The sequence below is a fragment of the Pseudomonas sp. NPDC008258 genome, from assembly GCF_042956345.1.
Taxonomy (GTDB): domain Bacteria; phylum Pseudomonadota; class Gammaproteobacteria; order Pseudomonadales; family Pseudomonadaceae; genus Aquipseudomonas.
Genome location: NZ_JBIBGE010000037.1, coordinates 36,952 through 63,191 on the forward strand (window position 1 = coordinate 36,952; position 26,240 = coordinate 63,191).

Annotated in this window: 26 protein-coding genes and 1 tRNA gene; 16 read left to right on the top strand and 11 right to left on the bottom strand. The window is 55.3% G+C overall.

Annotated features, from left to right (window positions below; genetic code table 11):
* Positions 1-11 precede the first annotated feature (11 nt).
* A tRNA-Ile gene (locus ACFY9W_RS24440) sits at positions 12-88 on the top strand.
* A gap of 144 nt (positions 89-232) precedes the next feature.
* On the opposite strand, the gene ACFY9W_RS24445 is transcribed toward ACFY9W_RS24440, so the two are convergent.
* Positions 233-1,366: a TIR domain-containing protein gene (locus ACFY9W_RS24445; RefSeq protein WP_391135895.1), complete on the bottom strand. Its 1,134-nt coding sequence runs from the start codon at positions 1,364-1,366 to the stop codon at positions 233-235.
* Positions 1,367-1,700: 334 nt separating this feature from the next.
* Between ACFY9W_RS24445 and ACFY9W_RS24450 the strand changes: the two genes are divergently transcribed.
* Both ACFY9W_RS24450 and ACFY9W_RS24455 read left to right on the top strand, forming a co-directional pair.
* Positions 1,701-1,904 carry an AlpA family phage regulatory protein gene (locus ACFY9W_RS24450; RefSeq protein WP_391135898.1) on the top strand — a complete coding sequence of 68 codons (204 nt, stop codon included), beginning with the start codon at positions 1,701-1,703 and terminating at the stop codon, positions 1,902-1,904.
* 228 nt (positions 1,905-2,132) lie between these two features.
* Complete coding sequence (locus ACFY9W_RS24455; RefSeq protein WP_391135901.1) at positions 2,133-3,731, top strand: replication endonuclease; 1,599 nt, start codon at positions 2,133-2,135, stop codon at positions 3,729-3,731.
* Positions 3,732-3,976: 245 nt separating this feature from the next.
* Here ACFY9W_RS24455 and ACFY9W_RS24460 read toward each other — a convergent pair whose 3' ends face one another.
* A complete protein-coding gene (locus tag ACFY9W_RS24460) occupies positions 3,977-4,516 on the bottom strand; it encodes a hypothetical protein (protein WP_391135903.1) in 540 nt (179 codons plus the stop codon).
* An 860-nt stretch (positions 4,517-5,376) separates the two neighbouring features.
* Positions 5,377-6,732: a plasmid recombination protein gene (locus tag ACFY9W_RS24465; RefSeq protein WP_391135906.1), complete on the bottom strand. Its 1,356-nt coding sequence runs from the start codon at positions 6,730-6,732 to the stop codon at positions 5,377-5,379.
* Positions 6,733-7,043: 311 nt separating this feature from the next.
* Here ACFY9W_RS24465 and ACFY9W_RS24470 point away from each other — a divergent pair, with 311 nt between their 5' ends.
* On the top strand, positions 7,044-7,244 hold the full coding sequence (locus ACFY9W_RS24470; RefSeq protein WP_391135909.1) for a hypothetical protein: 201 nt from the start codon (positions 7,044-7,046) through the stop codon (positions 7,242-7,244).
* Positions 7,241-7,558, top strand: coding sequence for a hypothetical protein (locus tag ACFY9W_RS24475; RefSeq protein WP_391135912.1), 318 nt, complete (start codon positions 7,241-7,243; stop codon positions 7,556-7,558). The genes ACFY9W_RS24470 and ACFY9W_RS24475 overlap by 4 nt, the downstream gene beginning before the upstream one ends.
* Before the next feature lie 25 nt (positions 7,559-7,583).
* On the opposite strand, the gene ACFY9W_RS24480 is transcribed toward ACFY9W_RS24475, so the two are convergent.
* The 3 genes from ACFY9W_RS24480 to ACFY9W_RS24490 all read right to left on the bottom strand — a co-directional run bounded on the left by ACFY9W_RS24480 (position 7,584) and on the right by ACFY9W_RS24490 (position 9,675).
* Positions 7,584-8,489 (bottom strand): hypothetical protein, encoded by a 906-nt coding sequence (locus tag ACFY9W_RS24480; RefSeq protein WP_391135914.1) that lies wholly within the window; start codon positions 8,487-8,489, stop codon positions 7,584-7,586.
* Positions 8,490-8,516: 27 nt separating this feature from the next.
* A complete protein-coding gene (locus ACFY9W_RS24485; protein ID WP_391135917.1) occupies positions 8,517-9,128 on the bottom strand; it encodes a hypothetical protein in 612 nt (203 codons plus the stop codon).
* Positions 9,129-9,228: 100 nt separating this feature from the next.
* On the bottom strand, positions 9,229-9,675 hold the full coding sequence (locus ACFY9W_RS24490) for a hypothetical protein (RefSeq protein WP_391135919.1): 447 nt from the start codon (positions 9,673-9,675) through the stop codon (positions 9,229-9,231).
* A 266-nt stretch (positions 9,676-9,941) separates the two neighbouring features.
* Between ACFY9W_RS24490 and ACFY9W_RS24495 the strand changes: the two genes are divergently transcribed.
* Positions 9,942-10,187: a helix-turn-helix domain-containing protein gene (locus tag ACFY9W_RS24495; protein ID WP_391135960.1), complete on the top strand. Its 246-nt coding sequence runs from the start codon at positions 9,942-9,944 to the stop codon at positions 10,185-10,187.
* On the opposite strand, the gene ACFY9W_RS24500 is transcribed toward ACFY9W_RS24495, so the two are convergent.
* The 4 genes from ACFY9W_RS24500 to ACFY9W_RS24515 all read right to left on the bottom strand — a co-directional run bounded on the left by ACFY9W_RS24500 (position 10,188) and on the right by ACFY9W_RS24515 (position 14,653).
* The gene (locus tag ACFY9W_RS24500) at positions 10,188-11,207 is read right to left on the bottom strand and encodes a hypothetical protein (RefSeq protein ID WP_391135922.1); all 1,020 of its coding nucleotides are present in this window, start codon (positions 11,205-11,207) and stop codon (positions 10,188-10,190) included.
* 11 nt (positions 11,208-11,218) lie between these two features.
* On the bottom strand, positions 11,219-12,511 hold the full coding sequence (locus tag ACFY9W_RS24505) for a tyrosine-type recombinase/integrase (protein ID WP_391135925.1): 1,293 nt from the start codon (positions 12,509-12,511) through the stop codon (positions 11,219-11,221).
* Positions 12,512-12,803: 292 nt separating this feature from the next.
* On the bottom strand, positions 12,804-13,787 hold the full coding sequence (nicB, locus tag ACFY9W_RS24510) for a 6-hydroxy-3-succinoylpyridine 3-monooxygenase (protein WP_391135928.1): 984 nt from the start codon (positions 13,785-13,787) through the stop codon (positions 12,804-12,806).
* A 287-nt stretch (positions 13,788-14,074) separates the two neighbouring features.
* Positions 14,075-14,653 (bottom strand): serine acetyltransferase, encoded by a 579-nt coding sequence (locus ACFY9W_RS24515; RefSeq protein WP_391135931.1) that lies wholly within the window; start codon positions 14,651-14,653, stop codon positions 14,075-14,077.
* A gap of 150 nt (positions 14,654-14,803) precedes the next feature.
* Between ACFY9W_RS24515 and ACFY9W_RS24520 the strand changes: the two genes are divergently transcribed.
* From ACFY9W_RS24520 to ACFY9W_RS24565, 10 genes are all read left to right on the top strand, one after another.
* Positions 14,804-15,265 carry an Lrp/AsnC ligand binding domain-containing protein gene (locus ACFY9W_RS24520; RefSeq protein ID WP_391135934.1) on the top strand — a complete coding sequence of 154 codons (462 nt, stop codon included), beginning with the start codon at positions 14,804-14,806 and terminating at the stop codon, positions 15,263-15,265.
* A gap of 358 nt (positions 15,266-15,623) precedes the next feature.
* Positions 15,624-17,306 carry an FAD-dependent oxidoreductase gene (locus ACFY9W_RS24525; RefSeq protein ID WP_391135937.1) on the top strand — a complete coding sequence of 561 codons (1,683 nt, stop codon included), beginning with the start codon at positions 15,624-15,626 and terminating at the stop codon, positions 17,304-17,306.
* A 14-nt stretch (positions 17,307-17,320) separates the two neighbouring features.
* The gene (locus tag ACFY9W_RS24530) at positions 17,321-18,115 is read left to right on the top strand and encodes a nitrilase-related carbon-nitrogen hydrolase (RefSeq protein ID WP_391135940.1); all 795 of its coding nucleotides are present in this window, start codon (positions 17,321-17,323) and stop codon (positions 18,113-18,115) included.
* Between the two features lie 143 nt (positions 18,116-18,258).
* Positions 18,259-20,547, top strand: coding sequence for a pyrroloquinoline quinone biosynthesis protein PqqF (gene pqqF / locus ACFY9W_RS24535; RefSeq protein ID WP_391135943.1), 2,289 nt, complete (start codon positions 18,259-18,261; stop codon positions 20,545-20,547).
* Between the two features lie 172 nt (positions 20,548-20,719).
* Entirely contained in the window at positions 20,720-20,791 is a 72-nt protein-coding gene (gene pqqA, locus ACFY9W_RS24540) for a pyrroloquinoline quinone precursor peptide PqqA (RefSeq protein WP_008365141.1), read from the top strand.
* Positions 20,792-20,875: 84 nt separating this feature from the next.
* Complete coding sequence (gene pqqB, locus ACFY9W_RS24545) at positions 20,876-21,787, top strand: pyrroloquinoline quinone biosynthesis protein PqqB (RefSeq protein WP_391135946.1); 912 nt, start codon at positions 20,876-20,878, stop codon at positions 21,785-21,787.
* 158 nt (positions 21,788-21,945) lie between these two features.
* Positions 21,946-22,701: a pyrroloquinoline-quinone synthase PqqC gene (pqqC, locus tag ACFY9W_RS24550; RefSeq protein ID WP_012270176.1), complete on the top strand. Its 756-nt coding sequence runs from the start codon at positions 21,946-21,948 to the stop codon at positions 22,699-22,701.
* On the top strand, positions 22,698-22,973 hold the full coding sequence (gene pqqD, locus ACFY9W_RS24555; RefSeq protein ID WP_391135951.1) for a pyrroloquinoline quinone biosynthesis peptide chaperone PqqD: 276 nt from the start codon (positions 22,698-22,700) through the stop codon (positions 22,971-22,973). The genes pqqC and pqqD overlap by 4 nt, the downstream gene beginning before the upstream one ends.
* Positions 22,945-24,105, top strand: a complete 1,161-nt coding sequence (pqqE, locus tag ACFY9W_RS24560) for a pyrroloquinoline quinone biosynthesis protein PqqE (protein WP_391135954.1) — start codon at positions 22,945-22,947, stop codon at positions 24,103-24,105. The genes pqqD and pqqE overlap by 29 nt, the downstream gene beginning before the upstream one ends.
* Positions 24,071-25,894, top strand: a complete 1,824-nt coding sequence (locus tag ACFY9W_RS24565) for a prolyl oligopeptidase family serine peptidase (RefSeq protein ID WP_391135957.1) — start codon at positions 24,071-24,073, stop codon at positions 25,892-25,894. The genes pqqE and ACFY9W_RS24565 overlap by 35 nt, the downstream gene beginning before the upstream one ends.
* 32 nt (positions 25,895-25,926) lie before the next feature.
* On the opposite strand, the gene ACFY9W_RS24570 is transcribed toward ACFY9W_RS24565, so the two are convergent.
* Complete coding sequence (locus ACFY9W_RS24570) at positions 25,927-26,085, bottom strand: YqaE/Pmp3 family membrane protein (RefSeq protein WP_009681539.1); 159 nt, start codon at positions 26,083-26,085, stop codon at positions 25,927-25,929.
* Positions 26,086-26,240: the final 155 nt, after the last annotated feature.

Consider the following 26,240-nt stretch of genomic DNA (forward strand, 5'->3'; position numbering starts at 1 on the left):
CCACTTACTGAGGGCCTATAGCTCAGTCGGTTAGAGCAGAGGACTCATAATCCTTTGGTCCACGGTTCGAGTCCGTGTGGGCCCACCAACCTCGAAGCCTTGTATTACGCGGCTTCTGTGCATATCCGTCATGCACCATGACTTTTTAGACAAACAAAAACGGCATGCTTTGCGTGCCGTTTTGCGTGCCACTTTCAAATCGTTGAAATCCGCGCCGTGGCCTGCGTAGCTATCAACCTGCCGACACCTTCAAGCGACGAAGAAGCTTCTCTATCGATTCGTCAAATTCTTCTGCTGATGTGCAGTCTGCGTACAGCTTCCCCGTCAAGAAGGACGGGACTTCGCATTTCTCGTACAAGATCGGAAGGACGACGACTTCTCCGCTCGAAATTTCGCGTGTCAAAGCGATCTCAAGCTCCCTTTCGACCCAGGGTGACTTGATAGAACGACTAGACAACACAACCGCGATGTACCGAGTTTTGCGCAAGCCGTCATCAATCTTTTTGATCAGCGAATCACCAATCAGAATTTCAGCCTCGTCAAGCCAGACATCAGTTACGCCATGAGCCTCTAACCTCCGCTTCAACTCCCGTACAAAGGGCTTGTCTGCGCTTGTGTGGCTCAAGAAAATGCCATGGTAAGGGCTCCGGCTGATCGCTGGTGGCTCCGTTACGGAAGGCTGAATGTCCAATGCGCAACGTACGAGGATGTTGGCAGCCGCCTCGGTAGTGGGAGGAGTCATCAACCATCCTTGCCCGCCCTCACCTACGCTAATCCGGCCGCCCAGTACGTAACCCTCAGGGGAAAAAGCGAACGGCTCAAGCGCTGGACCGTGCCCATCCAAGCACAGGCTCCAACCATCAGCCCGCAACTGATCGAAGTATGGCCCGAAATGGTCAACCTGATCAGAGGTTGTCAAACGGCGAGTTTTCTTTTCGTAGATCAAACCCGCATTCATCGTGGAGCGGGGAGCATTGTTCAAGTACCCGTCGTATAGGCTGCGGACGCCAAAGAATTTGGTCCGTTTTTCATGGGCCATCAGCCAGATCACACGTGTGCCCTGCTCCAGTGCAGCACTCATCTCTTGAGCACGGTCGTACCGGTCAAAAATCGTATCCAAGTCGAACTGGTTGCTCTCCGCCTTTAGCTCCCACAACTCGGAAGGCGAGTCCGAGTGCTTCGTGGGACCGCCGAAAATGAAGTGCGAATAGCTGAGGGGATTGATGATGATCAAATCGTATTCGTACAACGCATAGGCTGCGCGAGCCTTATCGACGCTAGGTCTGCACAACCCCAGCACGTCAATGTGAGTGTCCGGGATCGGCTCACCCGTGTAACAGCATCCAACCAACAAAACGTTGCGCATGAGATTTGTCTCAATCAGTCCAAAGCATGGGGGCCGTCAACCCGTCTCAGCACAGGCCATAAAGGCCGCGTGGAGGGGGTAGATTCCGCGAATCCGAAAATACTGGCAAGTCGCCGCACCACGCTTTCCGCAAACGCAGCCTACGGCTCGCTCAAAAATTCAAACGTCTGTTTGAATATATTTGAGATTTTTTCATTTTCCGCAACAGTAGATAGGACGTGGAAACCCTATCCAAGGAATTTTGGATTGTCAAAAAAGCGGGCTTTTGGTCGGTTGAATGCTCCCAGACACACCGAGTATGCTCAGTAAACACCAATAAATAAGGAGCTACGAAATGAACGAAAGCCTACTCACTCTTGAGATGGTCTCTCAAAAAGTCTGCTTGTCCCGAAAAAGTATTTATGACCGAATCCGCAACAATGAGTTTCCAAACCCGAGAAAATTGGGTAGAGCAAGCCGCTGGGTCGAAAGCGAAATCAATCAATGGATTCGGACGCTCCCCAAAGGTGGGAACGCACCCCAGCTTGACGTGCTCTGATGCGATCCGCGCCTCATGCTTCAACCCTCCATCAGCCAAACAGGCAACCCGCACAACCCAGGTGATCCTTGGCAGCAGCCAAAGCTTTTGGGCTCCCTCAGCAACAGCGCCGTCAGAGGCGTTGCGCTGAGTTATGTTCGATATCTCCAATCGGCACTCCGACTTATCGAAGATCGACACTCAGTGGTTCGAAGATCAATCCGGTCTAAAGCAATCCAGCGTTACTCGATGACCAAGATATTTGACCTTGCACAAATCGAAGCCCTCACGCTGGAGCTACAAGCGCACGATGAAGCCGCTCTAAAGGAGGCCTGTGCAGAAAGCCAAGCCATCAATGCCCTAGTAGAGCATGAGATCACGGACAACCCACATTTCAAACTGGGTGTACCGAACTGCCCGACTTCAGTACAGCTCAGCTACTTGCTTGATTCCTCTTTCATCAAAAGAAGGTTAAGCAAAATTTGCCATCGCGAGCGACTGCGAAAAGAAGCGATCAGCAAAAGTATCGGCGGAAAAGGCCCCGTATCATACTGCTCAGACGATACCTTAGACTTCATACGTGACGGAGATAAGAAAAACGAAATCTTTTTGAAAAATCGCCAGGTGATAGTCAAAGAAACAGGAGAATCCATCAACCTACTAGACTTACAGAAAAACAAAAGCAAAAACAAATTTAATGAAACCTATTTCATAGTAAAAAATCTAGAGTCGATAGCGCAAGAGCAAAGCTTTCTACCTTTTATGCTGACACTGACTGCGCCCGCCAAATTTCATCCCAACCCTCTTAAAGGGCGGTGTGCATTTGACGCATACAGCACTACAGACAGTCAAACATACTTAAGAAAAGAGTGGGCGCGATTCAGGGCGTACCTTGCGAAGATCGGGGTGCCAATGTCCTTACAGTTTTGCTTCGGCCTACGCACTGCTGAATTACATAGAGATGGATGTGTACACTGGCATCTAGTGCTTTTTATAAACCCCGCCATACTCGCGACTTTTCAAGCAGCCTTAGCTTCTAGGTTTAGCTCAACACAAGCTGACATTATCTCGATTGACGGGTGCTCCACCTCAACCTATGCACTAAAGTACATCTTGAAAAGCGTCGATCTTGACGACTTACCGATTGATTACACCGACCAAGATAGAACAGTTGACGAACTGCGTAAAGAGAATGATCTTTCGACAGTGACAGATGCTTCGAGAGTGCGAGCAGGCATACGAGCCATGTCTATAAGGCAAGTGCAATACTATGGGATAAATAGTTCACTGACAAAATTCCGCATGCTCAACAAAATTACAGAACAAGCAGAATCTTTCCCTCCCGACATTAGAAAAATTCTAGATGACTGTAGAATAAACCCTAGAAATGGCCAGCCTAAAAACCTAGTGGCCTATAAAAACTTCTTGCAAATGTATAGCGAAGCGCTGGAATTGATCCACGAAGAAACCATCAACAAGCATGGACTTCAAGGAAATAAAATAATTGGCATAAGATTTATAGCATCTAACTACGAGTACATCACCAAAGACAAATATGAAATAGTCACGAGCAAGCCAAAACAACAACAAAGCGAAGCGCCGCAACTATCGACTGGCGAAATAAGCTCCACTGCTACCGCAGTTACACTTATTTCTATTTATCCAAGAAGAGCCGAGCACCCAAACCCTAAGAAAATTGATCGACCTACTGCATCAGAATTGCTCAAACAAGCAAAGCTCAGTAATCCTGAACGCTATATGACAGCTTACATAAGCATCAATGCGACAAAAGCACTTACAGAAACTCTAAACGACATGCAAATCAGCAAGCTCATGTCAATGATATAAACAGTGTCAATACCACAAACACTAAATCTAACTTTTATGGCAGCACACAGTGAGTCGATGTCAATGACATTGACATACCGGCCTTCAGCCGTATGGCCCCAGAGGGGCGGTTTGGGTCTCAGGTGTTTATGGTATTGACACTAAGATCAGCGAGAGTGTTCAAGTTCCACAGCGGGGATTCACCCCGCACCCCGAGCCTACTCGCTATCACGCGACAAAGAGCCGTCGCGCAATATCAAGCAGGTCTAATCAAAGAGTTGATCACTGTCAATTCCAAACACGACTGCGCGAGCATACTCCAGGAGCGTGCTTTCTACGAGATGGCTAGTCTCAATAAAACTCAGACAATCCTGACGCAGGATTCGTACCGCGCACAAGATTCGATTCTTTGCTTGACGGAAGTCTTGTTTATTGAATGATTGATCATATCCTATCCGTATCCCCATACCCGCAAGAAAGACATCAACACTGCCGAAGGCTTCAAACGCGTGATTCCATGCGTTCAACAATGTGATTGTGTGCTTCAGCTTCGGGCGCGTTAATGAGCGCATGGCTCTGACTTTAGGATGCTCGCCAAAGCAGATAAGCAGGCTATCTTGATATTCGTCCTCAAGCTCCGAGAAATTGCAGAGCACTGACGATTTAAACTGCCGCTCACGAGTTGTCCACGCTCGATCATCAGACGAATTCAGATATTGAACGATTGAGAAGAAATGGCTGTATAGATTCATCATATCCACAGTCACTTCGTAAACACTCGATGTTAAGCAATTAGCTTCTTGCATCTTTCTTTCGCCATGTCCATTTGAGCGAAAGATGGTGATAGATCAATCTCAACATGACAATTTGAATATTTCTATTTGTTTAGAAAAAATCAATAGCTTTAATCTATGTCAATCATACAATCCATTAACATTTTCTGTCACAACACTTTTGATCTAATAACAAAACTGGCTTGTCACTTCTTTATTGGTAAGCTTGACTGCTTTAAATTTGACCAATCGGGAATTGTCGTTTCCCGAGACCGTTTCCCTGCATTCCGTCTAAAAGCTGGATACAGGCATTCGTGTTTCATATCGAGGAATTTACGCTTCTGAGCAACAACACTTGGGCCATCATTATTCGCATGAGCTTCTCGAAGTGCTCGCAATCGCGCATGGACACCTCTCACACCAAATACATCTATTAGCTCAAGATAGCATAGCTCTTGTCTGTCAAAATCACTTTCCACGTGCTGTAGATATTTCGCCATTGTCGGAATCCAGTTATGCGGCAAACAATATTAATAACCGAACTCTAACATACATATCATCACTGATTTATTATCAACCGCAAAATTTTTCCTTAAGTACTAGTATTCAGCATGTATCTGTGTTTGAGTATTGCTTACTGTAACCATCACCAACACGACTGAAACCACGATGATAGATCGATACGCTGGCTGGAAGTCGCTATTAGCCGAAGCCAACGCCCTAGGTGAAAAATTCGGAGCCCAGGTCTATACGCAACCCAAGGCGGGTTATTTGCGTATCACTACCTCCGCCTCTGAGCCGGCCGATCTCATTCGGCTTTTAGATGAGATCGAGCAACGAAGCAGTGATACTTGCCAGTTTTGTGGGCGTCCTGGTGCCGTCGAGCGGCAGCATCAGGAGTGGGGGTATAACGTTTGCCCAAGCTCAGGCTGGGTCCACCTTCTCGGCGGTGGCGTAGCGGCTTCCTGCTCTTTCTGAGACGCCTCCAGTACGGCCAATCGGCGCTCCATTTGATTTGCCCTGGCGCGCTCTAGATCTCGCTCTGCGACCAGATCGTGATAGCCATCATCACGCGCGCGCAGCATCTTGACCTCTGCGCGTGCGCTATCGCGCTCTAGGGTCAGTTTTCGCCCCAGCTTTTTGAGCTGCTGCACCAGGGTTTTCAGGCCTGGCACCTGCCTCCGTTCTGTCACGGCTGCATCACGCTCAATCACCGCCGTATCGCGCTCCTTGATCGCCGTATTACGCTCTTTGCGCAAGGTTTTCACCTTGCCCTTCAGGTCGGTGATTTCCTTGTCTTTGCGGGTCAAAAGGCTAGTTAGCTTGGCCCACAGGTTTGATTTGCCGAACTGTTCCAGGGCTTCGCTGCGGCCTTCCTCGATGCCCTTTTGCCGGGCGTCCTCCAGGGCCTTGTCAGCAGCCTTTTTGGCCTGTTTTTGCAGCTCCCGTACCTTGACCAATGCCTCAGTGCGAATGCGGTCTACCGCGGCCTCTGCGCCACTCACAGCAGCGTCAGCCATGGCCAGCTTCTGGTCAGCCCCCGTGATCTTGGCCTCCAGCTCTTGAAACTTCTGGCCAATCGCCCGTCCTTGAGCCTTCTCGGCGACCCACTGCGCCCTGGTCAGTCTGCGTCGACGAGGACCAAGCCGAACTAGACCATTTGGTGCGCCAACTTCATCGTAATAATCATTCTGAACTTCGCGCATGGCTGCGCGATAGGCAATGTTCTGCTCTTTGCGATTCTTGCCATTTTCTTTCGCTAAACGCTCGGCAAGATGCCCGTCATGGATCGAATCAAATCGCTCACCAGGGCGAGGAATTACAAAAAAATGGCAATGTGGGTGCTCTTCGTCGGTATGCTCAAGAACTGTTTGTAGTCGATCACCGTACTTAGCCTCAAGCCACTTGATTGCATCTTTTTTGACCTTCTCCCAGGCCTCGGGAGTCGTTTCTTCGCGTGGCATCGAAAAGACCCCAGCAAGCAGGCAGAGCGCGTCTTTACGGGCCGCTCTCCCCTTGGCGTCCAAGGTCCCGGCAGCCCAATCCTCGCACTTCTGCTCGATGAGTTCGGGAGGGTTACCGTAGATCAAAATGGGTGGAGATGGTTCTTTTACGTGGGGATGGTTTCCCGGCTGCCTAGTCGCCTCGGCCATAACTCCAGCAATATTCAATTTCGGGGTCTTGTTCTTGTTTTGCTTCTTTGGAGTTGACCTTGAAAAGGACTCTATGTGCATGAATTGGTATGACATAAATCACCGCTTTTGTTTTTGCTCTTATCCCTCAATTATATGTGAATTCGCAGGCAGCTTGTAAAACATAGTGACCGACTATGTTTGTTGCACAAACGCCGGTGCTGCCGCAGGCAGAAACAAAGATCAAAAGCCCCTCCTCATTGCCACCTCCGTGACAATTAGAGGGTAGATCATCACCCTGCACTCTTAATATTGTTCATAGTAAGAAATGCTGGCTTTAGTATATCCTCGCCCAATGAGGCCGCCTCAAATAAACACCCATAATCACTTGAGTGCTAGAATATTCTAACAACAAGAGGACGATGCACATGAATAACAAACCAGATGCCCAGATCAATGACCAGGATGAAACTAACGAGATTAAAGAAATACTCAAATGCAGCGAAGCAGAGAAAATATGCCCTGTGACTTTTATTCTTTTTTCAATGCTGAGCGCGATAGGAATAGCGGCTCAAATCTTTATGAAGCTTGAACTTCACCACTTTATTGAAATGAAAAATAGCTTATGAGAATGAAGCCAATACCTGCTTGTACTAGTCAAGATGAACTAGACAAAGTCGTGCAACTTAAAATTAGTGAGCACCAAAAATACCAGGAGCTTTATACGCTTATCCAAACAGAGCGCTTCACCCGAGGCAGAATAGAAACACTGATGCTTGAACTGGGTTTGAAAAATTGTACCGACTACCGCCAGATCCCGATTAGCCCTTTAGATTTAATAAGGGCATCATTGAGCAATGAATCTCAGGACAATAAAGATGGAGCTAAGGACAGTTCTATTAATGCAGCAAAATCTAAGGCGTGCTCAACCCCAAAAACATAAATGGCCCGTCAGGGCCATTTATAATTCAAAAAGTTTGCGAGTAAAGAGTTTCACCGTTCTCTTTAGAAATAAGATTAACTCGTTGCGGGTCAATCATCACATAGCGTGCATCACGAGGAGTACCACCGAGCCTCTCCCGCTCTACACTTGCAACGTATCCATAGACTTCAAATTTAGCCCCTGCACGCGCACTCTCAATTTTTCTTGCAATACTTTCATCGGCTATCACAAGATTCAACTTAGAGCCATTGATGACTCCGACAAGGAAGTTTGTTATACTTGGCTGTAGATAGCATCGCGGTTTTTGAGCCCTGGCGAACGCATCAGGACTACGGTTATCTTCTTTCGTATATTCCAATTTTTCAGACATTAGGCAATTTTCGCTGACGAATGTCTTTGATCCGAAATCGAATGATTTAAGATCTGCATTAACTGTCATTTTGACGCGGATATTACCATTGATTTTTTCAGCCTCGTTCTTGATCAGACCTGCTATTTTCTCGGTAAGATCATGCTTTTCAAAAGCGTCGTCACTCCGGCCAAGTTCTTCTTCAAGCTTATAAAGCTCGGGCAGCTCAGACTGAATGAGAATTGCCCCGCTCGCGGACTTTGCAATTTCCTCATCACTTTCAGCCCAGCCCCTCTTTGCCGTATAAATTTGAAGAGCAGCCGTTTTAGAAAGAACGTTCAGATAAGCTGCACCGTCCACCACTTCAGGCGCAGAGAATTCTGTCCTGAGTGGTTTGTTCATATCTTCAAATTCCTGTGCAGCTTTACGCCCCTCGGCAGTCATACCATGTGAGTCGACGGCAGGTGCGCTAGCCTTAGCAGTAGCGGCTTTATTGTCCGCGTTGTCATTGCCGCATCCCGCGAGAAACGCACTGCCAGCGAAAAGCAATGCAACAGCTTTAAATCCATTCCCGAATTTCATATTTAGCAAACCTTCCGTTTTTTTCGCTTAGTGGTTCCAGGCAGCATTGATTTCATTGACTGCTCGCTTGAAATACCGCTTCTCAATCCGAGTTTTATACAACTGGAATGAAACGATACCGAGTGTCAGCGCAACAGCAACAGCGGTGAGCGCATTCACGAGTCCGTCAGTGCCCAATGCATATTTCCGATATTGAAGACCCGCAAGACAGCTCATGAATAAAAGGAATGCAGCAAATAGACGATTACCCATAAATTTACTGTAGCGTCCCATTAGATTCGTACCGGTCAGCAAGCCGTACAGGCCTGTGCAAAATCCGGCAAAATAACCAACAAGTGGGATCGACATAAGTATGCCGAAAAATATCGCCCACAGCACAGCACTAACCGGGTTGCGCCAGTGCTTCAAGCCGATTGGATCTTCAACTGGAATTTCGTCGCGACGCTTAAATGCTATTATTTCACCATTAAAAAAAGCTAGGCCAATTTTCATTCCTGGCTTGATGGGAACTGCTGAGTCTTTCAAGCTCACATTAAAGACTTCTTGGCTAGCAAGATCTTTGAGCCAGACGTTCTTCACGCTGGTTGTCTGAATTTCCTCGAAGTTACCATGCACAAACTTTGCTTCGTCATTGCTCAACACCTCGTACAACCCAGCCCTGAAGCGCATTACACACCCTCTAATTGACGTCTTAACCGATGCGCAACGCGCATTTCAATATTTATTCCAAGCATTACTATCATCTACCGACTCTGCCGATGATTCGACAGAATTCGGAGCGCGCCCCATCTTCTGGCGTAAACACGCCTGAAGGCGCAACAAAGAACAAAGAGATTTTTATTCCGTCAGCCTGCTTCTCAACCAACGCATTGAGAGGAGCTTTTTTGTCACTTAGGCTCACATTTTGGGACGCAGAGATAACGCCTGCCTTTTCGTCAGCAGACTGGATGTAGTAGCCATCACTGACCATAACCTTATAGAGACTGTTGTAAGCTTTGGCGTATGAAATGTTTGCCACTACTGTATGAGTAGTGAACCGCTTCCCAGACAGAAAGTTACCTTCAGTATCGAAATTTGATTCACATTCGGGCTGTGGTGCGGTTGCGCATCCACTGAGTGATGCCCCCATCAACGCGCAGATCATCGCGCTGGCGAGCATCTTGGAGGCGCCGTTTCTTGCTGCCATTTAGGTCATCCTTGCTTGAACGATTAAGACGAATGCGCTGTGCTGCCAGTATGAGCAAACGCTTAGCGTGCTATCGACACGATAATGTCCAATCGCCACCATTCCGTCAATCATTTGCCGCCTTGAAATTGACTGAAAACCCCGTTCTAGAGGCATTTTTTGGCGGGTTGAGCTTGCGAATGGCCAGGACACAAATCTCAAGATTGGTGCCGTTTTGGGTCGTAAAGGCCGTGGCCATTAAAGCATCATGGCCTCACCTTTGCCGCATGGCAAGAATTTCGGCTGCTTCAGATGCTAACGGTGACCTAGAAAAGCTGGGATCGGTCATTCGTGGCCGACGGAAAGCCATCAACCTAAGCCAGGAAGCCATGGCCGATGCAGCAGGTATCGACCGCTCCCACGCGGGCAAGATCGAGAGAGGCGAACGAAACCTTACACTCCTCAATCTGTTAAGGATTGCGCAGGCTTTAGGTTGCCGCCCCTCAGATCTTTTGACTGAGTCTGGCCTCTAGTCAGGTTGCAGCAGCATCGTTCAGTTCGCCCTTGGCGGGATAAGGCTGGAAATAATAATTTCCTTTAGCCTGAAGTTGACTCCCCACGAATGCGGGGATTCCAATGCCCTTCAGGATAAAGTCAGGTTCGTCATCTCCGGCCATGTATTCATTCAACTCATTGGTGTAGTGTCGAAGCGTACCCGAGAACTCGTTTAATGTTTCAAAAGGCTTTGCGGACTCTGGATTAGCACACAACAAGCAAAATGCCTCGCTCAAACGCCAGTGGCCGGACAGTTTATCTTTTGCCGCAGGGTCCTTGTGGCGATGATAAAGGTTTGTCAACACCACCATATCAACTTTTTGGTAAGCCCCCCTATCCACATATGAATCGACTGTAAACAGGCCTTGGGCGCCATACAAGTATGAATGCCACTTTTGCATGTCCATAGCGTCATCGCAGCCGACAATCAAAACATTAAGCTCCGTATCGGAGGTGCTGTTAGAAAATTTTTCGTGCGCAGAGACCAGGAACTCCTTCATATTGTTATCCATGTGTCTCTGCTCAGATAACTGGTGACCACCAGTTTCAAACAGCTCCCGAAGCTTTCCTACCAATTCAGGATAATCATCCATACGCCCCAACGATCCAATTTTGAAGCCTTCACTTCCATCTACAGCTTCTTTCTTCCTAAAATCAGCGCACTTGACTTCCAAGTTAAATTTGTATTTTCCGACCCGAACTGAGCAATCGACATCCTTTGGCGGATTTACCTTCTCCTCGTAAATGAAGAACTCAGGATAAAATCTTGCATAATGAGCACAGACCGTCAACTCAACTGCTGACTGGATATAGCTCTGCTCGGCTATGGCGTCAGATGTAAGCCCCAGCTTCTTAAAACACAGATCTTCCCTTTCACCGATACTCAGGTGCGGGGCCAGTGCATTAAGTGCTTCACTCAATCCTTCGGCATAAGGCATTGTTGAAACATACTTATTATTCAATTCAAACTTTGTTATATCTTTGTTGTCGCTCGACATGATCAGCTCCATTATTCGCCATCTAGTATTCGTGCGAGTTCTTGTTCAAACCGTTCTATCGTCAGGCGATTTCGTGGTATCGCAGCCTCTGGATTGTTCCGATAATGCTCCGCGACCACCCCTGTCAGACCATGATTTTGTAGTAGATCGCTACTCTCATTATCGATGCAAGCTCTCTCCATGATTTGCGAGATGGTCCTTCGTAAGTCTCTAGGTGTAAATTTAGGTATGCGCTCACCATCAATATAAGCATGGTCAGTCTTGAACCATTTAGAGGTCACATGCGAAAAAGTCGAATCGTGAATTATTGTCTTACCTTCGGAGGAAAATGGCCACAGACATCCCGACTCATTACATCCCCTTACCTCATCCAACAAACCAATCGCTCTATCAGTCAATGGGAGAATGGCAACTCTGACCTTTGAATTTCTCCCTTTCCTATCAATGATGGTAAAAGTCTTGGCTTCTCGGTTATAACTATCCCATTCCTGTCTGACAATCTGCCCAATTCGCTGACCTCCTGTCGCAATAGCAAATTTGATGGCGGCAGCTATCACCTTGCCGACACCAGGCACCTCATCAATTGAACTCCAAAACTGTTTCAACTCAGCTTCTGTAAGGGCTCTATCACCAGGATTCTTAGCGCTAGGAACAGGCACAGCTTGTACTGGATTAGATATCAGCCCATATGATTTTTCTGATGTTTTACCGACTGCATATTCGTTTTGTAGCTCATATACAAATGCTGAATTCAGAGCTGAGCGAATTTTTTCCGCTTGGCGCTTTGCACCACGATGATAAACCTTATTTATTATCGTCTGTATGTGCTTCGGCTGAATTTCTTTAGCTTTCATGCTCATGATTTCAGGGAACGGCTTAATCAGGTCGCCTTTCAAATAGTTCTCGAAGGTGTCAATCTGCTTTGGCTGCACCTTTCCCTTGCGCGACTCGATAAAATCTTTGAATAGCTCTGTAAAAGTTCCCATTGAGGATTCGATAGCCTGAAGCCTTTCAGCATCAGATTTAGCACGAGCAGCCTGCTCAGCCTCTGCTGCATAAAACTCCTCGATATCTCCGTGGTCTTCAGCTACCTGAGCCAGCTCCTTAGCCTTGTCCCTCATCTGGACAAGCGTCATTCCACCCCCCCCGTCTGTCAGGCGGTACGTACCGATCTTGCGCTTTCGCCGGGAACCGCCTGGAGCCGTATAGCGAAAATAGCCTTCAATCGTGCCGTTCTCACGCCTCTCAAGGTACAAGGTGCCAGGCAGACCCTGAACCTTTTCGCTCAAGGTTCCGGTGGACATATTCTTGACTTGGATGTGCTTGAGTAGCCCCGAACGGACATGAGGTTTTTTTCCACTGCTCGTCATTTGCGTGCCATTTTGCGTGCCGTTTGTGAGGGTGCTGTCACCCTATCCTGGCACACGCCAGAACACAACCCACACGGTAAATGTACGTATAAATCCAGCAAAATCAGGGCTATACGGATCAAGCAGTGCTTTTGATACACAACCACACAAACTAGCCAAAAGGCCTCATAATCCTTTGGTCCACGGTTCGAGTCCGTGTGGGCCCACCAGATACGACAAAGCCGCGCTATTGCGCGGCTTTTTCATGCCTGGTGTCCTCGCCACGCTCATCCGGGGGCGACCCCACTTGCTGGGCAATCCACTCTCGAATGTACTCAAGAACCCTTAGCGCTCCCTCAGTGGTTTCAGCCAGCTCTATCGGCCGCTCTCCCCCAAGGAACCGGTTCGGCTGCTCCATCCACTTGAACGCTGCGGCCTTGCTTCCACGGACAGGAATGGCCAATTCCAGAATTTCCTGCAGCAACTCAGGTTGTCCATACCAGGATTGCGGCTTGATGGTTGGCTTCCTGCCAGGAATCACTCTTGGTAGCTGGCAGGCTGCAAGCTCGTCCGGGTTGATATGCTCCCGCTTCCAATGCGCATACCTGATCAGCTCCGTATTCGCCGATCGGTGCTGCCCCGTCGTTGGTACTACCACGCCAATCCGCACATCCGTATGCGAGCGAATCATCTCAAGCGCAGGCGCGATGTCCGTGTCGTTGGTAACGATGACGGCATGGTCTATCTGCCCAGTTATCGAGTCGTGGTATGCCTGAAGAGCGAGGTTCACATCGCTCTGCTTCTCCTCGACCTTCCAGGCCTGGATTTCCTGGCATTCACGCGGCGCCTTTTCGGGGTCGCCAGCATCTACGATCTTCACCTTCATCTTGTTGACGGCGTAATAACCTTCGATGAGCTCGACCCGGCCATCATGCAGCTTGCGCAAAGCCGTGTGGTAGCGGGCCTGGGACGAGACCGAGTCTCCGGCACGGGCAACAGACTCGATGATCTTTGCCGTAAAGTATTTGATCGAGGGCGACTGCAGGAGACGGGATGCGCGGATCTGGCCATGGCTGTCCAAAACCATTGCGCAAGGCAGGATGTGTTTTTCGAAGAGAACCAGTAGATCAAGCCACTTGTAAGGCGTGCCGCGTAAGCAACCGTAGTAGAAGTTGTAGCCGTCGACATAGATACGAGTGCGCAGAGGCTCAGCATCAAGCTTTCCCTGCATTTTCCGCACTCCAGAAACGAAAAAACCGGCACACGCCGGCTTTTTCCCCCTCCAACCAGATGGTCATGCCACGCCGGTCGTGAGGGTTAGTTGTTATCGGCAGTATTGCGCAAAGGGAGTGCTGATGCAAGGCAGGCTGGCATTCTCATCCACCAAGGCACAACGTTCGTGAGAGGGCTATTCTCTGCTTGGCCATGGCTACTTAGACAGCAGTAAATCGTTAGATTCTGTGAGTGGACACCGCACGTTGACCATTCTCGACCCTACAGCAGCCAAGTCCGCAGAGATTAATCGTTTGATTTTGTGAGCTCTTGTTCGCCCGTGGGCCGCATCTCCAACTGCCGCCGGTTGTAGAAGGTCATGCCAGCCGGAATATCCCGCGTAACCAGTGACATCGCTCCAATCACCACGTCATCCCCTATGTCGATACGGTCGGCAACGATGCAGCTGTTGGCGCCCATGCTCACGTTATCGCCGATACGTAGCGCGTAGCCTTCCAGCCCGAGCGTCTTGATGCCAATCGAGCAGTTCTGACGAATGAAAAAATTGCGCCCGATGCTCACGTGCCGGGTGATCACTACCCCCGGTAGATGGGCGATGCGCAGGCCGGGGGCGATCTGGGCGCCAATGTCGATGTCCACGGCGTACTTGAGGTTGAGCCGCTGCTGCATACGCCGGGCGTGGCGCCGGGCCAGGCCGCCGCGGGCGTCGAGGTACTGGGCCAGGCGGTAGGTGAAAAGGAAACGTAGTTTGTTGTCCTTGCGTGCGCGGCGCAGCACGTTGAACAGCAGGCTGATTCGGCGTCCGGGCCTTTTCTTGTTGGAGACTTCCAGTCGCCAGCATTCGAGGAGGTGGTCGAGGTTCACGCTGGGGTTCTCGTTGGACTAGCGTTTCATCATGCCGCATTAGCACCTGAGACGCAGCCATCGGGGCATACGCCCTCCCACAGCGTGACGTGCTCTTGCCCTGCTTGCCGTTGGCTGGCTAGGCTAGCGGGCCAACCGTAGAGACTCGCCATGTCGGATCCCCGCTCCATCACGCTGGATGAAATCGATCGCCAGCTGATCGCCCTGCTACAGATCAACGCCCGTGAAAGCGTCGCCACCCTCGCCCGCCAGCTGGGCATCGCTCGCACCACGGTCAACTCGCGCCTGGAGCGGCTGGAGAAGAACAAGGTCATCTCAGGCTACGGCGTGCGCCTGGGCCAGAGTGTGATCGGCGGCGGGCTACAGGCGTATGTGGGGATCAAGGTGCAGCCGCGCTCTGGCAAAGAGGTGGTGCGGCGCCTGAGTGCCATGGGGCAAGTGCAGCAGTTGTGCGCGGTAAGCGGCGAGTTCGACTATGTGGCCTGGCTGCGCACGGATTCACCCGAACAGCTGGACCAGTTGCTCGACCAGATTGGCAGTGTCGACGGGGTGGAGAAGACCACCACGTCGATCATTCTCAGCAGCAAGGTGGACCGCGGGCAGCCGCTCTGAGCTGGTGGTCAGATCTCTTGGCCGTCGAGCAGGCCCTCCAGGATTGCCGTTGGTCTTAAGCCCGCCGCGGCCGCTGTGGGAGCGGGCGTGCCCGCGAACACGGGCGCAGCCCGTGCCATACACCGTGTCGACTTCTTCGCGGGCTTGCCCGCTCCCACAGAGTACGGGGCTGTTCTGAAAACCAGTGTTCCTCCTGTTCGTCATAAGATTATATACTAAGTATATTTCGACGAAACAAACTACATTCAGACGCCACTCTGCATGTTAATAACGAAAACCCCACCCCCTAAAATGACCTCCAGCCATCTCCTATACTCAGGCTCCGCCACCCGCGCAGCCCCTCTGGCAAGGTCACTTCATGAACAAGAAAAACCGCCACCCCGCCGACGGCAAGCAGCCGATCACCATCTTCGGCCCGGACTTCCCCTTCGCCTTCGACGACTGGCTGGAACACCCCGCTGGCCTGGGCAGCATCCCGGCTGAACGCCATGGTGAGGAAGTGGCCATCGTGGGTGCCGGTATCGCCGGCCTGGTGGCGGCTTACGAACTGATGAAGCTGGGCCTCAAGCCGGTGGTGTACGAAGCCTCCAAGCTGGGTGGCCGGCTGCGTTCGCAGGCCTTTAACGGCACCGACGGCATCATCGCCGAACTCGGTGGCATGCGTTTCCCGGTATCGTCCACCGCCTTCTACCACTACGTGGACAAGCTGGGCCTGGAGACCAAGCCCTTCCCCAACCCGCTGACCCCAGCCTCGGGCAGCACCGTGATCGACCTTGAAGGCCAGACCTACTACGCCGAAAAAACCACCGACCTGCCCAAGCTGTTCCACGAAGTGGCCGACGCCTGGGCAGATGCGCTGGAAAGCGGTGCCCAGTTTGCTGACATCCAGCAAGCCATCCGTGACCGCGACGTGCCGCGCCTGAAAGAACTGTGGAACAAGCTGGTACCGCTGTGGGACGACCGCACCTTCTACGACTTCGTCGCCACCTCGCGCTCGTTCGCCAAGCTGAGCTTCCAGCACCGTGAAGTGTTCGGCCAGGTCGGCTTCGGCACCGGTGGCTGGGACTCGGACTTCCCCAACTCGATGCTGGAAATTTTCCGTGTGGTCATGACCAACTGCGACGACCACCAGCATCTGGTCGTCGGCGGTGTGGAGCAGGTGCCACAAGGGATCTGGCGCCATGTGCCGGAGCGCTGCGCCCACTGGCCGGAGGGCACCAGCCTGAGCGGCCTGCATGGCGGTGCACCGCGCACAGGGGTGAAACGCATTGCCCGTGCCGCCGATGGCCGCCTGGCGGTTACCGACAACTGGGGCGACACCCGCCACTACGGCGCCGTGCTCGCCACCTGCCAGACCTGGCTGCTGACCACCCAGATCGACTGCGAGGAATCGCTGTTCTCGCAAAAGATGTGGATGGCCCTGGACCGCACCCGCTACATGCAGTCGTCGAAAACCTTCGTCATGGTCGACCGGCCATTCTGGAAGGACAAGGACCCGCAAACCGGCCGCGATCTGATGAGCATGACCCTCACCGACCGCCTCACCCGCGGCACCTACCTGTTCGACAATGGCGACGACAAACCGGGGGTGATCTGCCTGTCCTACGCCTGGATGAGCGACGCGCTGAAAATGCTGCCGCACCCGGTGGAAAAGCGCGTGCAACTGGCCCTGGATGCGCTGAAGAAGATCTACCCGAAGACCGATATCGCCGGGCATATCATCGGCGACCCGATCACCATTTCCTGGGAGGCCGACCCGCACTTCCTAGGCGCCTTCAAAGGCGCATTGCCGGGGCACTACCGCTATAACCAGCGGATGTACGCGCATTTCATGCAGCAGGACATGCCTGCCGAGCAGCGCGGCATGTTCATTGCCGGTGACGATGTGTCGTGGACGCCGGCCTGGGTGGAGGGCGCAGTGCAGACGTCGCTGAATGCAGTGTGGGGTATCATGAACCACTTTGGTGGCCGCACCCACGCGGACAACCCCGGCCCTGGCGACGTGTTCAACGAAATCGGCCCGATCGCCCTGGCGGACTGACACAAGGAGGCAGCATGCGCATTGCTCTGTTCCAGGGCATACCCAAGCCACTGGACGTACCCGGCAACCTGCAACGGCTGCGCCAGCAAGCGCAGCTTGCAGCTGAACGCGGTGCGCAGTTGCTGGTGTGCCCGGAAATGTTCCTTAGCGGCTACAACATCGGCCTGGCCCAGGTCGAGCGCCTGGCCGAAAGCGCTGATGGCCCGGCAGCCATGGAGGTGGTGGAGATCGCCCAGGCGCACCGTATCGCCATCGTCTATGGCTACCCGGAGCGGGGCGATAACGGGGCGATCTACAACAGTGTGCAGTTGATCGATGCGCACGGCCGTAGCCTGAGCAACTACCGCAAGACCCACCTGTTCGGCGAGCTGGACCGGGCTATGTTCAGTGCAGGTCCCGACCACTTCCCGGTGGTGGAGCTGGATGGCTGGAAGGTCGGCCTGCTGATCTGCTACGACATCGAGTTCCCGGAGAACGCGCGGCGCCTGGCGCTGGATGGCGCCGAGCTGATCCTGGTGCCGACGGCGAACATGGCTCCTTACGACTTCGTCTGCCAGGTGACGGTGCGGGCGCGGGCGCAAGAGAACCAGTGCTACCTGGTGTATGCCAACTATTGCGGCTCGGAAGACGAGATCCAGTATTGCGGGCAGAGCAGCATCACCGGCCCGGATGGCAGCCTGCTGGCCATGGCTGGGCGGGATGAATGCCAGTTGCTGGCGGAGCTTGAGCATGAGCGGGTGGTGGAGGGGCGCCTGGCGTTCCCTTATCTGGACGATTTGCGCCAGGAGTTGCACCTGCGTAAAGGCTGAAGGCCCTTTCGCGGGCATGCCCGCTCGCACAGGATTCGCGTCCATCTGAGGATCACGCCGTACCTGTGGGAGCGGGCAAGCCCGCGAAGAGGCCGGACCTGGAAACAAATGGGTTAGCATGGAAACCAGCCACTGGAGCCCCCATGCCTGACGCCACCCGCCACCTCACCCTCGCCAACGGCTTGCAGCTTACCCTGCGCCACGCCCCGCGCCTGAAGCGTTCGGCAGCCGCCCTGCGGGTGCACGCCGGCAGCCACGACGCGCCTGGCAAATGGCCCGGCCTGGCTCACTTTCTCGAACACCTGTTCTTCCTCGGTACCCCACGCTTTCCCCTGGAAGACGGCCTGATGCGTTACGTACAGGCGCTCGGCGGCCAGGTCAACGCCAGCACCCGGGAACGCGTCACCGATTTTTTCTTCGAAGTGCCCCCGTATGCTTTGGCCGGAGGGCTTGAGCGCCTGTGCCAGATGCTGGCCGAACCAGACCTGGGCATCGAGCGCCAACGCCGCGAGCGTGAAGTGATTCACGCAGAGTTCATTGCCTGGTCGCGCAACCCGCAGGCCCAGCAACAATTCGCCTTGCTGCAATCAACGGCACCGGGCCATCCGCTGAGCGCCTTTCACGCCGGTAACCGGCACACCCTGGCTGTTCAGGATCCAGCCTTCCAGCAGGCCCTTGGCGGCTTCCACCAGCGTTTCTACCAAGGCGGCCAGATCGTCTTGAGCCTGTGCGGCCCGCAGCCGCTCGACGAGCTGGAGCAACTTGGCCGGCAGCATGCCGGGTTGTTCGCAACGGGCGAGCGCATGCCCCAAACCCTGCCACCGCCACTGTCGGCGAAGAATACCCCGCTTGTTTTCGCTCACGAGAACCTGCCGACCGGCGCCGAGCCGGCCCTTGAGCTGCTGGTTGCCAGCCTCGGCGACAGCCGCCCGGGAACCTGGCTGGATGCCCTTCGTCAGCGTGGCTGGCTGCAAAGTTTCAAGGCTGAAAAGCTCTACGCCTTCGCCGGGCAGCTACTTTGGCACATCGACCTGCAACTCAGCGCGGACGCCAGACCGGGCGATGCCCATGCCCTGTTGCAAGGTTGGTTCAGCTTCATCCGTCAGGCCGACCTTGAACAGCTGAACAGCGAGTTCGGCCTGCTGCAGCACAGCCGTGAATTCAGCGCCAGCGCGCTTGAGCTGGCCCGTCGCGACAGCACAGAGCAGCCGTTCGCCAAACTGGATGCGCAAGCCATGCAAGCCCTGCGCAGGCTGCTCGAAGGCCTGCCGAGCCATGCACACGGGCAATGGCAACTGCCCCCGGTCGACCCTTTACTGATAGCAGCGTTGCCCACTGGTGCAGCACACCCTCTGCCGAAAGCCCTGAAGCGCTGCGATCAGCTGCCTGGCACTCGCCAGTACGCCGCACTTTATCTGCGCTGGCATGTGCAATCACCTTTGCGCCAACGCATGCAGGGCGTCATTGAACAAGTGCTTGCCCCGCTGCAAGCGCGCTGCGAACGTGCAGCGGTGCAGTTGCAGTTCAGTGCCGCGGGTGAGCACTGGCAATTGCGTTGCGCCGGGCTGCCGGCGGCGGTAGTTCGCACTGTAGAGCAGGCCCTGGCCTTGATGCTCAAGCCGCCAGCCAGTTGCTGGCAGCCGCGCACGGCAACACTACCGGCGCTGATCCCGATCAGGGCCTTGATCAAGCACTTGCCCGATGCGGTACTGAATACCCCGCCCACGGCGGTAACCGCCTGCATGCTGGCACAGGCGCAACTCGATGACCTGTGGGAGCACGCAAGCTGGCATGGCATGGCAGCAGGCTTCGACGATGCCGCGCTAGAGGTCCTGGGGAGTGCGTTGCAGCATTGTCCCGGGCAAGGCTCTCGACCTGCCCCCTTGCCCACCTGGGCCAACCACCGCTGGCAGCACGTCGACGTAGCGGGCAGCGAACATGCCCTGTTGTTGTTCTGCCCATTGCCAGCGACGGACGAGGCCAGTGGCCGCCTGCTAGCGCAACTGCTGCAAGGGCCGGTGTACCAACGCCTGCGGGTAGAACTGCAACTGGGCTATGCCGTATTCAGCGCCTTTCGTCAGGTCGAGGGCGTCAATGGCTTGCTGTTCGGCGTGCAGTCACCCCATACCAGCCCGGCACAGATACTCGACCACTTGCTCACCCTGCTGCGCCAGGGTGTCACCCTTGACCCGGCCGCCCAACAGGCCCTGGCGGGGCAATTCGATGAACCCGCCATGGCCAACGCCGATGTCGCCGAGTGGGCATGGCAGACACACCTGGCTACACAACCCGCCAAGCTGGATGTACTGCGCAGGGCTATCCTGAACACGCGGCAGACGGATCTGGACCACCTACTGGGTACCCTGCTTGATGCAGGTTCATCCTGGCTATGTTTGGCCAACGCTGCCGCGCCAAACCCTGACTGGCAATAAGCCGAACCCGTGATTGTTACGCCAAGCGCAAAGGCGCTTTCCGAATAATTAACCTTTCGGTACAAAATTTTCTTGTAAGATAGCGCAATCCCAGTTCCGGGAACCTCCTACGCATGGTGGTACCCAAGTAGTAGCTGAGTAACCCCAAAACCCATCCAGAAGGAGTAATCCCATGTGGACCAAACCTGCTTACACTGACCTGCGTATCGGCTTCGAAGTCACCATGTACTTCGCTAGCCGCTAAGCCAGGCTTGCGGTACCACGCCTCGGCCCGCCGGGGCGTTTTCGTTTTTTAGCAACGGATTTTCGCACAGCAAAGAGAGTGGCCATGCACATCCAGGTTCTCGGCTCCGCCGCCGGTGGCGGGTTCCCACAGTGGAATTGCAACTGCGTCAACTGCAAGGGCTTTCGTGACGGCACCCTGCGGGCCACGGCGCGCACCCAGTCGTCCATCGCCCTGTCCGACGACGGCGTACACTGGGTGCTGTGCAATGCCTCGCCCGATATCCGCGCCCAGCTCCAGGCCTTTGCGCCCATGCAACCGGCCCGGGCCCTGCGCGACACCGGCATCAACGCCATCGTGCTGCTGGACAGCCAGATCGACCACACCACCGGCCTGCTCAGCCTGCGTGAAGGCTGCCCGCACCAGGTGTGGTGCACCGACATGGTCCACCAGGACCTCACCACCGGCTTCCCGCTGTTCAACATGCTCAGCCACTGGAACGGTGGCCTGCAGTGGAACCGCATCGAGCTGGAAGGCAGCTTCGTGATCGAGGCCTGCCCAAACCTCAAGTTCACCCCATTCCCGCTGCGCAGCGCCGCACCGCCCTACTCACCGCACCGTTTCGACCCGCACCCGGGCGACAACCTGGGCCTGCTGGTCGAAGACACCCGCACCGGCGGCAAGCTGTTCTACGCCCCGGGCCTGGGCCAGGTGGACGACAAGCTGCTGGCGATGATGCACGGCGCCGACTGCCTGCTGGTCGACGGCACCCTGTGGGAAGACGATGAAATGCAGCGCCGTGGCGTGGGCACCCGCACCGGCCGCGAAATGGGCCACCTGGCGCAGAACGGCCCCGGCGGCATGCTGGAAGTGCTCGACGGCTTCCCGCGGCAGCGCAAGGTACTTATCCACATCAACAACACCAACCCGATCCTCGATGAAGACTCGCCCGAACGCGCCGAAGTGCTGCGCCGGGGTGTGGAAGTGGCCTTTGATGGCATGAGTATCGAGTTGTAAAAAGTCAGCGAGGCCACACGAGAACCTGTGGGAGCGGGCATGCCCGCGAAGAACCCAACACAGTGTATGGCACCGGCTTCGCCGGTGTTCGCGGGCATGCCCGCTCCCACAGGGGAGTGGTGTGTCGGGCCAGAGAATCGTTTACAGGAGCCAGCCGAATGAGCGACGCACTGCCAATGTCCCCTGCCGAATTCGAGCAGGCCCTGCGCGCCAAGGGCGCCTATTACCACATCCATCACCCGTACCATGTGGCGATGTACCAAGGGCGCGCTACCCGCGAACAGATCCAGGGTTGGGTGGCCAACCGCTTCTACTACCAGGTCAACATCCCGATGAAGGATGCCGCGATCCTGGCCAATTGCCCGGACCGCGAAGTGCGCCGCGAGTGGATCCAGCGCCTGCTCGACCACGATGGCGCGCCTGGTGAAGACGGCGGCATCGAAGCCTGGCTGCGCCTGGGCCAGGCTGTCGGCCTCGACCCGGACCAGCTTCGCTCCCAGGAACTGGTACTGCCCGGCGTGCGCTTTGCTGTCGACGCCTACGTCAACTTCGCCCGCCGCGCCAGCTGGCAAGAAGCCGCCAGCAGCTCGCTGACCGAGCTGTTTGCCCCGCAAATCCACCAGTCGCGCCTGGACAGCTGGCCACAGCACTACCCCTGGATCGACCCGGCCGGCTACGAGTACTTCCGCACCCGCCTTGGCCAAGCCCGGCGTGACGTGGAGCACGGCCTGGCCATTACCCTGCAACACTACACCACCCGCGCGGGCCAGGAGCGTATGCTGGAGATCCTGCAGTTCAAGCTGGATATCCTCTGGAGCATGCTCGACGCCATGAGCATGGCCTACGAGCTGAACCGCCCGCCTTATCACTCCGTCACCCAGGACCGGGTGTGGCACAAGGGGATCACCCTATGAGTTTCGACCGCAACCAGGTGCCGAACTGGCGCCCCGGCTACCGCTTCCAGTACGAGCCGGCGCAAAAGGGCCACGTGCTGCTGTACCCCGAGGGCATGATCAAGCTCAACGAAAGTGCCAGCCTGATCGGTAGCCTGATCGACGGCCAGCGTGACGTGGCGGCCATCATCAGCGAACTCGAACAGCAATTCCCCGATGTGCCGGAAGTGGCCGACGACATCGAGCAGTTCATGGAGGTGGCCCGTGCCGAACACTGGATCGTCCTCGCCTGAGTTGCCGCCCACGCCCGCGGTCGGCCTGCCCCTGTGGCTGCTGGCCGAGCTGACTTATCGCTGCCCGTTGCAGTGCCCGTACTGCTCCAACCCGCTGGACTTTGCCGCCCAGGGCCAGGAGCTGAGCACCGAACAGTGGTTCAAGGTGATGGCCGAAGCGCGGGAAATGGGCGCCGCGCAAATCGGCTTTTCCGGTGGTGAGCCGCTGGTGCGCCAGGACCTTGCCGAGCTGATCGGCGAAGCTCGACGCCTGGGTTACTACACCAACCTGATCACCTCAGGGATAGGCCTGACCGAGGCGCGCATCGCCGACTTCAAGAAGGCCGGCCTGGACCATATCCAGATCAGCTTCCAGGCCAGCGACGAGCAGGTCAACAACCTGCTGGCCGGCTCGAAGAAGGCCTTTGCGCAAAAGCTGGAAATGGCCCGTGCGGTAAAAGCCCACGGTTACCCGATGGTGCTCAACTTCGTCACGCACCGGCACAACATCGACAAGATCGACCGCATCATCGAGCTGTGCATCGCCCTGGAAGCCGACTTCGTCGAGCTTGCCACCTGCCAGTTCTACGGCTGGGCGCACCTCAATCGGCTGGGCCTGCTGCCAACCCGTGCGCAACTGGAGCGTGCCGAGCGCATCACCAACGAATACCGGAGCAAGCTCAAGGCCGAGGGCAACCCGTGCAAACTGATCTTCGTCACCCCGGACTACTACGAAGAACGCCCCAAGGCCTGCATGAATGGTTGGGGCAACCTGTTCCTCACCATCACCCCGGACGGCACCGCGCTGCCCTGCCACGGCGCCCGTCAGCTGCCCGTGCAGTTCCCCAATGTACGTGACCATGACCTGCACCATATCTGGTACGAGTCGTTCGGCTTCAACCGCTTCCGTGGTTATGAGTGGATGCGCGAACCGTGCCGCTCCTGTGACGAAAAAGAAAAGGACTTCGGCGGCTGCCGCTGCCAGGCCTTCATGCTGACCGGCGATGCCAGCAACGCCGACCCGGTGTGCGCCAAGTCGGCCGACCACGGCATCATCCTCAAGGCCCGCGAGGAGGCGGAAACCGCCCAGCTCGCCATTGAACAGATGACCTTCCGCAATGATAGAAACTCACGTGTCATCGCCCGCGGCTGAGTTCAGCGCGGCTCAGGCGGTTGCCGCCGGTACCGACTTTGCCGAACTCAAGGTCAGTGCCGACGGGGTGTTCTGGGTCGAATTTCGCCCGGCCGACGGTGCTTGCCGTATCTGGCACTGGCTGTACTGCCAGGCCCGCTGCCTGACCCCGGATGGTTTCAGCGTGCGCAGCCGGGTCTACGAATATGGTGGTGGCAGCTTCTGCCTGGGTGGCGACGGGCTGGTGTTCGTCAACGAAAAGGACCAGCAGGTCTACACCCAGTCGCTGGGCGAGTTGCAACCGCGCGCGCTGACCCAGGATGCCTGTTGCCGCTATGGCGATGTGCAGTGGCACGCTGGCCAGGTGCTGGCCGTGGAGGAACTCCATGCCGAGCAGGTGGAGCATCGCCTGGTCGCCTTGGGTGACAGCAGCCGCGAGGTGCTCGCCGAGGGCGCCGATTTCTACGCCTCACCTACCATGAGTGCCGATGGCATGCGCCTGGCGTGGATTGAATGGGACCGCCCTGCCCAGCCCTGGACCGTCACCCGGTTGATGTGCCGTGCACGCGACAGCAGTGACCACTGGGGGCCAGCGCAGTGCGTGGCCAACGATGTTGAATCGCTGCAACAGCCACGTTTCGATGCCGAAGCCCGACTCTACTGCCTGTCCGACCGCAATGGCTTCTGGCAGCCTTGGGGTGAGGTCGATGGCCAATGGCAGGCGTTGCCTGCCGGGCCTGCGGACCACGCGGCTGCGCCTTGGCAATTGGGCACCTGTACCTGGTTGGCGCTGAGCCCGCAAAGCTACCTGGCCAGCTGGTTCAAGGATGGCTTCGGGCAAATGGGGCTGCGTCATGAAGATGGCCGCATGGAACGCTTCGCCAGTGCCTACACACGCTTTCGCAGCCTGGCCATGGACGCCCAGCACCTCTATGCCATTGCCGCCTCGCCCATCAGCCCACCGGCAGTGATTGCCATCGACCGCATCAACCACGAGGTCCGCGTGCTGGCCGGTGGTGCCGAGATGCTGCCGGCAGAGCAGATCAGCCTGCCACAGTCGATCCACTATGGCAGCGACGGCGAACTGGCCCATGGTTTCTTCTATCCGCCAGCGCAATCACAAGGCGCCGCACCGCTGGTGGTGTTCATCCACGGCGGGCCGACGTCGGCCTGCTATCCCGTGCTCGACCCGCGCATCCAGTACTGGACTCAACGCGGCTTTGCCGTGGCCGACCTGAACTACCGGGGCAGCACGGGCTACGGCCGGGAGTACCGCCAGGCACTGCACCTGCGCTGGGGCGAAAGCGATGTGGCCGATGCCTGCGCGGCGGTTGAATACCTGGCGGCTCAAGGCTTGGTCGACAAGCGTAAGGCTTTCATCCGCGGTGGCAGTGCCGGTGGCTACACCACACTGTGTGCGCTGGCGTTTCATGACGTGTTCCGCGCCGGCGCCAGCCTGTACGGGGTCAGCGATCCGGTTGCGCTTGGCCACGCTACGCACAAGTTCGAGGGCGATTATCTGGATTGGCTGATCGGCGATCCGCAGCAGGATGCAGAGCGCTATCGCCAGCGCACGCCGCTGCTGCATGCGGGGCAGATCAAGGTGCCGGTGATTTTCTTCCAGGGTGAGCTGGATGCAGTGGTGGTGCCGGAGCAGACGCGTTCAATGCTGGCGGCATTGCAGGCTAACGGAATCGAGGCTGAAGGGCATTTCTATGCGGGGGAGCGGCATGGGTTTCGCAACGCGGAAAACCTGGCGCATGCGCTGGAAGAAGAGTGGAAGTTCTATTGCCGGGTGTTGAAGGCTTGAGATCATGGGGCCGCTTTGCGGCCCCAAAAAACTCAGCGCTTGGCGATGATGTACACCGCGTGCACGATCCCTGGAATGTACCCCAGCAAGGTCAGCAGAATATTCAGCCAGAACGCCCCGCCAAACCCCACCTGCAAGAACACACCAAGCGGCGGCAGGATGATGGCAATGATGATGCGGATAAAGTCCATGTGAGTCTCTCCTGAAGGGGTTACATCACAGACTAGCCGCCCGCCGCAGAGGTTCCACAGGCAAAAAAAAGGTTCTTCACGGATTGCCGGGAAAGTCATTCTTGATCTTCATGAAAAAGAACTCGCTGTCCCGGTAGCCGTAAGCCATCCGCTTG